The sequence below is a fragment of the Arthrospira sp. PCC 8006 genome, assembly GCF_046480465.1.
Lineage (GTDB): Bacteria > Cyanobacteriota > Cyanobacteriia > Cyanobacteriales > Microcoleaceae > Limnospira > Limnospira platensis.
Map to the genome: position 1 here is coordinate 18511 of NZ_PKGG01000048.1, position 11035 is coordinate 29545.

Consider the following 11035-nt stretch of genomic DNA (forward strand, 5'->3'; position numbering starts at 1 on the left):
TAGGCTGATAGATTAGTGCCAGTATCTAGCTGGCTTGGTAAAAGCGTCCGGCTAGGTTGGTAACTCACCGGCTTGGTCACAAAATCATTTAGGATTGCTATATCAATTTAACTTATTTGTTCATTTTAAAGATTATCCCTGTGTCAAATCCTATCCAAAACAGCCCCCAACTCGATTTAAGTTATCTATTCCCTTTTGAACTCGACGATTTTCAGAAGGAGGCGATCGCCGCTTTAGAGGAGGGAAAATCCGTAGTAGTATGCGCCCCCACCGGAGCCGGAAAAACCCTAATTGGGGAATATTCCATCCATCGCGCCCTAGCCAACGGTCGCCGAGTCTTCTACACCACACCCCTAAAAGCCCTCTCCAATCAGAAATTAAGAGATTTTCGGGAACAATTCGGTGATGAGATGGTGGGACTACTCACCGGGGATATCTCCTTTCATAGGGATGCCCCCATTTTAGTGATGACCACAGAAATTTTCCGAAATATGCTCTATGGTACTCCCATAGGTGAAGTAGGCACATCCCTAGAAGGAGTGGAAGCCGTAGTCCTTGACGAGTGCCACTACATGAATGATAGACAGCGCGGCACAGTTTGGGAAGAATCAATCATCTACTGTCCTCGAAATATACAACTGTTAGCCTTATCGGCTACTGTAGACAACCAACAGCAACTCACCGATTGGATCAGAAGAGTTCACGGTCCCACAGAATTAATATCTTCCGATTCTCGTCCGGTCCCGGTAGAGTTCTACTTTTGCAACAGCAAAGGGATGTTTCCCCTTCTCGATGGTAGCAAACGCCGCATCAGCCCATCATTAGCCAAAAGCAGTAGAGCGCGTCAGCGTGGCAGTTATAACCGCAAAAGCGGTGTACCAGAACTAGCCGATATTGTATTGCGACTGAAACAACGGGATATGTTACCGGCGATTTATTTTATATTTAGCCGTCGTGGGTGCGATCGCGCCGTGGGTGATATTAGCCATCTATCCCTAGTCAGCCCCAAAGAGGCGCAAATTTTACGCGATCGCATTAACCGTTTCATCAAAGAAACCCCCGGTGCCGCCCGTCCCAAACAGCTCGAACCCCTCGCCAAAGGCATTGCATCCCACCACGCCGGACTACTTCCCGCCTGGAAAATCTTTGTAGAAGAGCTATTTCAGGAAGGACTCATTAAAGTAGTTTTCGCCACCGAAACCCTAGCCGCTGGGATAAATATGCCCGCCCGCACCACCGTAATTTCTAGCCTATCCAAGCGCACAGACGACGGTCATCGCCTCCTGAGAGCCTCCGAATTTTTGCAAATGTCAGGACGTGCCGGACGGCGCGGCATGGACACCATCGGCCATGTAGTTACCGTAGAAACCCCTTTTGAGGGAGCCGAGGAAGCAGCCTATTTAGCCACATCCAAACCCAACCCTCTAGTCAGTCAATTTAGCCCCAGTTATGGCATGGTGCTGAACCTGTTGCAGACCCACAGCCTAGAAAAGGCAAAAAACCTAGTTGAACGCAGTTTTGGTCAGTATATCTCCACCCTATCTTTAGTTCCAGCAGAACAACATATTAAAAACCTAGAAACAAAACTGGCCCAAGTTGAAGCCGAATTAGGCTTAGGAGAGGACTTAGACATCAATACCCTAGAAGACACCCTCGCTGAGTATGAAAAGCAGCAGCAACGCCTCAAGCAGGAAAAACGACTGTTAAAAACCCTGCAAAAACAAGCCAGAGAAGCCCGCACTCAAAAAATGGCAGAAGCCCTGGACTTGGCAGCGTTTGGTACTTTGGTCAGCCTCCGGGGTAAGCACGTCCCCACCGCCCGCAAGTCTGACTCACCGCCAATTTCCGCCGTACTGGTTGCCCAAACCCCTAGCCCTGGACAAGCGCCCTATTTCCTATGTTTGGGGCGAGATAACCGTTGGTATATAGTGGCGGCGATGGATGTGGTTAATTTACACGCTGAACTTCCTAGGCTTACCTGGGTGGATCATTTGGAAATGCCAGAAATGCAGTTTAAATTGGGACAGTCACGACGGGGAGATGAAATAACCGAAGCCCTGGCTGTACAAATTCCAGAACTGTTGGTCGCAGATACGGCCCCAGAGGTAGTTAACCAAATCACTCGCATTGAACAGGTCGAGGAAATTTTAGCTACACACCCAGCCCAAAAGTTTGGGAAACCTCAAAAAATCCTCAAACGCTTGAGCCGCCGTTCGGCTATTCAGAAGGAAATTGTTGATTATCAGGAAGAGTTGCGTCAATATTTGGAACGTAATTGGCGGGAATTTCTTAATCTGATTGACATTTTACAAGAGTTTGAGGCTTTGGATGATTTGCAGCCCACTAAGTTGGGACAGGCGACAGCAGCGCTGCGAGGGGATAATGAGTTGTGGTTGGGGTTGGTTTTGATGTCGGGAGAATTTGATAACCTAGAGCCTTATAATTTGGCTGGTGCTTGTTCTGCTTTGGTCACTGAGGTTTCTCGGTCTGATAGTTGGACTCATTATCAGCTTTCGGAGGTGGTACAGGAAACTTTGAACCGCCTGTGGTCTTTGCGTAGATCTTTGATTAAGGTTCAGGGTCGCCACCGTGTTGAGTTTTTGGTGCTTCCTGAACGCCGAGAACATCAGCGCCTCAGTGCTATTCTTGAACAGTGGGCTGGTGGGGTAGAATGGGCGGAATTGGTGAAAAATACTACTCTTGATGAGGGGGATATTGTCAGGATTATCAGACGCACTCGGGATTTTCTCTCGCAAATTCCCCATGTTCCTCACCTCAGTAGCACGTTGAAAGATAATGCGATCGAGGCTAAAAATTTAATCGATCGCTTCCCGGTTAATGAGGGTGTGCAGTAAAGGGATTATGGATGATTCTGGCTGGCTCTCCCTTCTGGGGAGGGAGGCTAGATGATGGCTAGATGTCGCCCCTACAACCTACTTGATAATTGGTAATATTGGTTATTACGAAAATGTCTCCAATTTCCACCAAAAGTGAAACTATTGCTGCGATCGCCACCGCCATTGTGCCACAACAGGGCAGTATTGGCATTGTCAGAATGTCTGGAGCAGAAGCTGTCGCGATCGCTAAAACCCTATTTAAAGCCCCAGGAAATCAGCCCTGGTCAAGCCACCGCATTCTCTATGGTTATATCCATCATCCCCACACACAGCAACTGGTGGATGAGGCTTTATTGCTATTAATGCTCGCTCCCCGCTCCTACACCCGCGAAGATGTGGTAGAATTCCACTGTCACGGTGGTATTATCCCCGTTCAACAGGTCCTACAGCTTTGTTTACAAGCCGGAGCCAGACTAGCCACCCCCGGAGAGTTTACCCTGCGGGCGTTTCTCAATGGGCGACTAGACTTGACTCAAGCTGAGAGTGTCGCTGAACTGGTGGGGGCTCAGTCTCCCCAGGCAGCGTCTGCGGCTTTGGCTGGACTGCGGGGAAAATTAGCCGATCCGATACATCATCTGCGATCGCTCTGTTTAGATATTTTAGCAGAAATTGAAGCTAGGGTCGATTTTGAAGAAGATTTACCCCCCTTAAATGAATCGGAAATTATCCACCAATTACAAGAGGTCCTCCAGCAATTAACTGATATCTTAGACACAGCAGATAGGGGGGAACTCTTACGCACAGGTTTAAAAGTGGCAATTGTTGGTCGTCCTAATGTGGGAAAATCTAGCTTATTAAATGCTTGGAGTCGTAGCGATCGCGCCATTGTCACAGACCTACCCGGAACTACTAGGGATGTGGTAGAGTCTCAGCTAGTGGTCGGGGGTATTCCTGTACAAGTTCTTGATACGGCTGGGATTCGTAAATCTGATGATAAAGTCGAACAAATTGGGGTAGAAAGGTCGCAGATAGCCGCTCAATCAGCGGATTTGGTATTATTTACCCTGGACTGTGAAAAGGGCTGGACAGAAGGGGAAAATGAGATTTATCAGCAGGTCAAAAATCGACCAATAATTGTAGTGATGAATAAAAGCGATCGCCTATCCTCGGCACAGCTAGAAAATTTACGTCAAGCTATTATTAATAAACTTGACATTAAACCATCGTTAATTATTGCAACCGCCGCCACCCTTAATCAAGGGATTACCGATTTAGAAACAAGCATCCTTAACGCTGTCCATACGGAAAACCTACAATCAGCTAATCTGGAATTTGCCATTAACCAACGTCAAGCAGCAGCCCTTACCCGTGCGAAAATAGCCCTAGAACAAGTGGAAAACACCATAGGCGATCGTCTACCCTTTGACTTTTGGACTATCGACCTACGCGGCGCAATTCACGCCCTAGGAGAAGTCACCGGAGAGGAAGTTACCGAATCAGTATTAGACCGGATTTTTAGTCGATTTTGTATTGGTAAATAATCAACAATCATCCATCATTACTGACAGCAGGGAGAGTAATCATAGAATTAATGCGATCGGCAAGTCGAGAGAATGGTAAACTTTGAACAATCACAATACCCGGTCCCGTCATTTTCGCCAAAAATAACCCTTCCCCACCAAATAAAGCATTACGAAAACCACCCACAAACTGAATATCATAGCGCACCGACGGAGAAAACGCCACCAAACATCCCGTATCAACTCGCAAAGTTTCACCAGGTTGTAAAGTTTTTTGAATCATCGCCCCTCCCGCTTGAATAAAAGCCAGACCATCCCCTTTTAATCGTTGCAGAATAAATCCCTCCCCCCCAAAGAAACCAGCCCCTAATTTCTTCGTAAATGCTACATTAATTTCCGTACCATTAGCAGCACATAAAAACGCATCTTTTTGGCACAAAAATTCCCCACCAATTTGAGATAAATCAACCGGAATAATTTGCCCTGGTGAAGTCGCCGCAAAACCCACCCTAGAACGTTGTTTACCATTATTTAAAAACGTAGTAATAAAGAAACTTTCTCCGGTAATCATCCTTTTAAAACCAGAGAATAACCCCCCTTTCCCCATACCCGTTTGCATTTGAATACCATCTTCCATATAGGTCATGGTTCCCACTTCGGCTTGAACTCCCTCACCGGGGTCTAGTTCAATTTCCACCAATTGCAAATCATTACCGTAGATTTTGTAATCAATTACATCAGCCATAAGTCAAAATACCGTGAGAAGTAAGCATGGAGGGCAAGCCCAAAGACTTGCCCCTATATGTTCGGGGAAATCAGATTAGCGATCTACTGACCCCATAATAATATCTACACTTCCCAAAATCGCCACAATATCAGCCACTTTTTCACCTTTAACTAAATCGGGAAAAATTTGCAAATTATTAAAGTCTGCTGCCCGAATTTTGAACCGCCAGGGGAAAACATTATCATCACCGATAATATAAATGCCCAATTCCCCTTTACCGCTTTCGACGCGCACATAATGTTCTCCAGAAGGAATCTTAAAAGTCGGAGCAATTTTTTTCCCAATAAACTGGTAATCAAAATTATTCCACTCAGACTTAGGCCCTCCCATCATCCGTTGTGCCTCTAAGTTCTCGTAGGGGCCCCCAGGAAGACCATCTAAGGCTTGGCGAAGAATTTTAACAGATTCCCGCATTTCCCGAATTCGCACTACATAACGGGCGAGACAGTCTCCGTCAGTTTCCCAGTGAACATCCCAATCCAAATCATCGTAACATTCATAATGATCGACCTTACGAAGATCCCAATTAACCCCAGAAGCGCGCAACATAGGGCCAGAGAGTCCCCAGTTAATGGCTTGTTCACGGGTAATAACTCCCAAACCCTCGATACGGCGGCGGAAAATCGGGTTATTGGTGATTAGTTTTTCATACTCATCAACTTTGGGGAGAAAATAATCGCAGAAATCATGGCATTTATCAACCCAACCATAGGGAAGGTCGGCGGCGACTCCACCAATGCGGAAGTAGTTGTTATTAACCATGCGATAGCCAGTAGCAGCTTCCCAAAGGTCATAAATCATTTCCCTTTCTCGGAAGATGTAGAAGAAGGGAGTTTGCGCGCCTAAATCTGCTAAAAATGGTCCTAACCACAGTAAATGATTGGCGATCCGGTTTAACTCTAACATGATTACCCGGATGTACTGGGCACGTTTGGGAACCTCAATATTAGCCAGCATTTCTGGGGCGTTGACTGTTACGGCTTCATTGAACATCCCCGCCGCATAATCCCAACGGCTAACATAGGGAACATACATGATATTGGTGCGGTTTTCGGCGATTTTTTCCATGCCCCGATGTAGGTAGCCGATGACGGGCTCACAGTCTACTACATCCTCGCCATCGAGGGTGACAATTAGCCTCAACACTCCGTGCATGGAGGGGTGATGGGGTCCCATGTTGATGACCATGGGTTCGGTGCGAGTTTCGATTCTGCTCATATCGTTATTGATGGCGCTAGAGTTTATGATGGTCTTATAGTCTCGTCAAATCTGCGTAACTTGCCGATTAATTTGAGTTTCCTTTAACTGATTATAGGGATTTTGGGGTGTCTGAGAAAGGTAGAGATTTGGATAATTTAGAATTGGCTGGGAAATTTGTCCATATTCCGGTTTTGGGGCGGGAATTAATCGAGGGGTTAGCAGTCCAGGAGGGTGGTCACTATCTCGATGCTACGGTTGGCGGCGGGGGACATACAAAGATGATTTTTCAAGGGGCCCCTAATGTGCGGGTGACGGCGATTGACCGTGATTTAGAAGCGATCGCCGCCGCCAAGTCAATGTTAATGGATACTATGGGTAATTGTGGCGATCGCCTGCAATTTTGGCACGGAAACTTTAGCCAATATCCATCGAGTCCCTCACAATTTGACGGCATCATAGCTGATTTAGGGGTGAACTCCCATCAACTAGATACCCCAGGACGAGGATTTAGTTTCCGTCATTGTGGACCATTGGATATGCGAATGAACCCACAAGACCCCCTCAGCGCCGCCGAAATCATTAACACCTGGGACGAAAAACAATTGGCTGATATCTTTTATACCTACGGCGAAGAAAGACTATCTCGGCGCATAGCAAGGCAGATTGTCCAAAAACGACCCTTTCAGACCACAGAACAACTCGCGGGGGCGATCGCCAATTGCGTCCCCTCCAAGTACCGTTACGGGCGAATACACCCAGCTACCCGAGTTTTCCAAGCCCTACGCATAGCCGTAAACGGAGAACTAAGCGCCCTAGAAACCTTCCTAGAAACAGCCCCCACCTGGCTTAAACCCGGAGGACGTATCGGCATCATCAGTTTCCACAGCCTAGAAGATCGGCCAGTCAAACACGGATTTCGCCATCATCCCCTACTCAAAGTCTTAACCAAAAAACCCATAACTCCCCAGCCAGATGAAATTAGCCAAAATCCTCGCGCCCGTTCCGCTAAACTTAGATTGGCACAAAGAAATACAAATGAGACTTTAAACCCCGTTTTTCGGTAAGATGTTTAAGATGCCTGATTGATCTAGGAGAAACGTAGAGCATGAGTCGGGGAGAAGGTCGCAAACTGAAACTAATGGTCGTCGATGACGAACCCGATAACCTAGACCTGCTGTTCAGGACGTTTCGCCGTGATTTCAAAGTCCACAAAGCCGATAGCGCCCTAACAGCCCTCGAGATTCTTGATCAAGAGGGAGAAATGGCTATTATCATTTCCGATCAGCGGATGCCTGAAATGAATGGGACAGAGTTTCTCGGTAAAACCGTTGAACGCTTTCCCGACACTATCCGTATTCTGCTGACCGGATACACTGATGTAGAAGATTTGGTCGAAGCTATCAACTCCGGTCAAGTCTTCAAATATATCACCAAACCTTGGAATCCAGAGGAACTGCGAACCGTTGTTCAGCAAGCCTCCGAAACCTATAAATTTTTTAAACAGCGCACTAACGCCCTGCGTCGGTCTTTGAAACGAGAGCGGCTATACAATGATGTGGTAATTGCCTTGCGCGAGTCTCTCGACTATGCAAGTATGCTGCAAACCATTGCAGATACCGTAGGTGAAACCTTTGAAGCCTTGGCTTGTAAGGTTAAACCCATCGAATCGGGCTCTTTGTCAGAACAGGAGTTCTCTTATCAGAGTGAATCTCACCCGGAACCCGACAATATCATAGCCTTGATGCAAGCGGCTGTAGAAACCCGTGAAACCCGGACCCACAGCGGTCAGGGAGATGATACCATCAGCCACATTGTAGTTCCGCTTACCTATCAACACGACCTGTTAGCCGTTTTAGCCGTTTACCGCCATGGCGCAGACCAACCCTGGTCGGAAGAGGATATTCAACTGTTAGAAGTAGTTTCCGAACAAGCATCTCTCGCCCTGTCTCAAGCTAGACTATATCAACGTACCCTAGAACTCGCCGAGCAAATGCAGAGTGAGTTAAAGGTCGCTCGTCAAATTCAGATGAATTTACTCCGCCAAAGTTGGCCGGAATTTGACAATCTGAAGTTACAAGCCTGCTGCTATCCAGCTAGAGAAGTTGGGGGTGATTTCTTTGAGGTCTATATCCACTCTATGGGGGATATTTGGGTGGCTTTGGGGGATGTTTCCGGGAAGGGAGTTCCCGCAGCTTTGTTTATGGCTAGTGCCATTTCTGTCTTGCGTCGAGAACTCTCTCAAGATACTTCCCCAGAACCAGAACAGGTAATGCACAATCTTAATAGCATCTTATCTGATGATCTGATTGGCAATAACCACTTTATTACCATGGTTTTGGCTCGCTACACACCAGCAACAGGAGAAATATCCTATGCTAATGCTGGACATATCTACCCCCTGATTTGGGATCATCGCACCCTCCAACAACAAAACCTTAATGGTGATGGCCATGTCACAGTTGAGCCGATTTTTCTGAAAGAACGGGGTATTCCTTTAGGGATTCTCCCAATCTGGCGCGGAAAAGTAGGTAGTCGTGTCTTGTCCCCTGGAGATGTATTTTTACTAACCAGTGATGGAATTACAGAGGCTACTGTGCTACAACAAGGCAATGATGGTAATTCCGCCCGTGCCATGCTGCAACAGGAGGGGTTATGGCAACTCCTAAAACAACAAACTAGCCTATTAAATTTAGAGGCTTTACTGGCTTCCATCCGTGAACAAAATCCGGTTCAGGAGGACGATCAAACCATACTCTCTCTGGAGGTTGTGTCAACAGATGATCACTGAATTACAGGTGCCGAGCGATATTCGGTTTTTAGAAGTTGTTGAACACTGGCTATTAAGCAGTTTGGAAGTCCAGTTAGGGGACTCGGTGGATTGGCCCCGTCAGTCGAATCGGTTTCGCCTAGTCCTAGCTGAAGCCTATTCTAATGTGATTCGCCATGCTCACCGCGATCAGCCTGATCTTCCGGTGATTATTCGCCTACAACTTGATCAAGGTGACATTCGCTTGGAAATTTGGGATCAGGGTAAGGGATATGAAATGAGTGATTATGAACCACCATTACCTGAAGATAAGCCAGTACATGGTTATGGGTGGTTGATTATGAAGCGCCTCATGGATCGGGTTGATTATAAACTTGAAACTGATGGCCGTAATTGTTTGGAGTTACAGGCTAGTTTGGGTTCTAAGGAGTCCTCGTCTTGACACTCTAATCCCACCACCCCCCATAGGGTGGCATTAGCCCCATGATTAACCACTTTCCATTGTTGACTTTTCTCTCTGATGGCTGCTTCTGTTGACCGTTCTCAAATTCAACAATATCTCCTAGATTTAGGTTTTGATCAGGTCGGCTTTACGCCAGCCACAACAACCCCTGAAGAGGTGGAAGGGTTGCGTCTATGGTTACAAGCAGGATATCAGGCGGATCTGGCTTGGATGGATAATCCTAAACGTCAGGATATTCGCCTAGTTATGCCGGAAGTGCGATCGCTTATTTGTGTTGCGATTAACTATTATACACCACATCAACATAAAAATGAGCCGGAATATGCGAAAATTTCTCGCTATGGCTGGGGACGAGATTATCACCGCATTTTGCATAAGAAATTAAAGCAGTTTTGTCAGTGGTTAAAACAGCAGGGGGAAGATATCGAAGCCCGCTATTATGCTGATACGGGACCGGTTCAGGATAAGCTATGGGCGCAACGGGCGGGGTTGGGTTGGATTGCTAAAAATGGGAATCTAATTACTAGAAATTACGGTTCTTGGGTGTTTCTGGGAGAGGTGTTAACTAATTTGGTGTTAGAGTACGATCGCCCCCATACAGAACATTGTGGCACTTGTACTCGCTGTTTATCAGCCTGCCCTACTAATGCGATCGCTGAACCTTTTCTAGTAGACGCAAACCGCTGTATTGCTTATCATACCATAGAAAACCGAGCGGAAAACTTGCCCCCAGAAATAGCAACTAATCTTAATAATTGGGTGGCAGGTTGTGATATTTGTCAGGATGTTTGTCCCTGGAATGAAAGATTTGCTAAACCCACAAAAGAAGCGGCCTTTAATCCCTATCCGGAAAATCTGGCACCGACTTTAGAAGAATTAGCCACTATTTCTGATGAAACCTGGAATGAGAGGTTCACCGCCTCAGCTTTGCGCCGAATTAAGCCCTATATGTGGCGGCGTAATGCTCAGGCTAACATGAAATTTTGACATACTCACGCCCGCTGAAGCCACGGTGATTCTTGACGCTTCACTGACTGAGGCTACCGAAGTAGCCAATAAAGTAGCTGGCTTCTGCGTTGGCGAAGCCTTCCTAAGCAAAGCAGTACCTCTCAATTGAAACGGGAGCATGATTTAATCTCAAATTAGGTTAATATTTTAGGGCAATACGGTATAAGAAGCGAGAATAGTTGAGGATAAACCTATTGCCAGATATGTCAAACCCAAGGAAGCGGTCTAAATCCTTGGAGTCCATGAAAGAACACTCCGCAGATGGGACTCCAATGGCTCAATCGAGACCATCAGAACCCCGGCTGGGCAACGACGATACAACGTTGAGTCATATTCTGCTGCCAAMTCAGGCAGTGACAAACGCAAAGTCGTTATCTATGCCAGAGTTAGTAGCCGCGCCCAGCAGTCCGACCTCAACCGACAGGTGGCCGCACTTTCCAACCCCTACCCCGA

At 46.8% G+C, this 11035-nt stretch carries 9 protein-coding genes; 7 read left to right on the forward strand and 2 right to left on the reverse strand.

Annotated features, from left to right (window positions below; translation table 11 throughout):
- The first annotated feature begins 140 nt into the window (after positions 1 to 140).
- Entirely contained in the window at positions 141 to 2855 is a 2715-nt protein-coding gene (locus B9T16_RS09795; protein WP_014277304.1) for a DEAD/DEAH box helicase, read from the forward strand.
- A gap of 113 nt (positions 2856 to 2968) precedes the next feature.
- Complete coding sequence (gene mnmE / locus B9T16_RS09800) at positions 2969 to 4378, forward strand: tRNA uridine-5-carboxymethylaminomethyl(34) synthesis GTPase MnmE (protein ID WP_006619522.1); 1410 nt, start codon at positions 2969 to 2971, stop codon at positions 4376 to 4378.
- A 7-nt stretch (positions 4379 to 4385) separates the two neighbouring features.
- On the opposite strand, the gene B9T16_RS09805 is transcribed toward mnmE, so the two are convergent.
- On the reverse strand, positions 4386 to 5102 hold the full coding sequence (locus B9T16_RS09805) for a TIGR00266 family protein (RefSeq protein WP_006619521.1): 717 nt from the start codon (positions 5100 to 5102) through the stop codon (positions 4386 to 4388).
- Between the two features lie 75 nt (positions 5103 to 5177).
- Positions 5178 to 6362, reverse strand: a complete 1185-nt coding sequence (locus B9T16_RS09810) for an NAD(P)H-quinone oxidoreductase subunit H (protein WP_006619520.1) — start codon at positions 6360 to 6362, stop codon at positions 5178 to 5180.
- Between the two features lie 107 nt (positions 6363 to 6469).
- Between B9T16_RS09810 and rsmH the strand changes: the two genes are divergently transcribed.
- From rsmH to B9T16_RS09835, 5 genes are all read left to right on the forward strand, one after another.
- Positions 6470 to 7408 (forward strand): 16S rRNA (cytosine(1402)-N(4))-methyltransferase RsmH, encoded by a 939-nt coding sequence (rsmH, locus tag B9T16_RS09815; RefSeq protein WP_006619519.1) that lies wholly within the window; start codon positions 6470 to 6472, stop codon positions 7406 to 7408.
- Between the two features lie 41 nt (positions 7409 to 7449).
- A complete protein-coding gene (locus B9T16_RS09820) occupies positions 7450 to 9132 on the forward strand; it encodes a SpoIIE family protein phosphatase (RefSeq protein WP_006619518.1) in 1683 nt (560 codons plus the stop codon).
- Positions 9122 to 9553: an ATP-binding protein gene (locus B9T16_RS09825; protein ID WP_006619517.1), complete on the forward strand. Its 432-nt coding sequence runs from the start codon at positions 9122 to 9124 to the stop codon at positions 9551 to 9553. Before B9T16_RS09820 ends, B9T16_RS09825 begins: the two co-directional genes overlap by 11 nt.
- A gap of 78 nt (positions 9554 to 9631) precedes the next feature.
- Entirely contained in the window at positions 9632 to 10561 is a 930-nt protein-coding gene (queG, locus tag B9T16_RS09830; protein WP_006619516.1) for a tRNA epoxyqueuosine(34) reductase QueG, read from the forward strand.
- Between the two features lie 250 nt (positions 10562 to 10811).
- Positions 10812 to 11035 (forward strand): MerR family DNA-binding transcriptional regulator (locus B9T16_RS09835; RefSeq protein WP_410244653.1); only part of this gene is annotated, 224 nt, incomplete at its 3' end.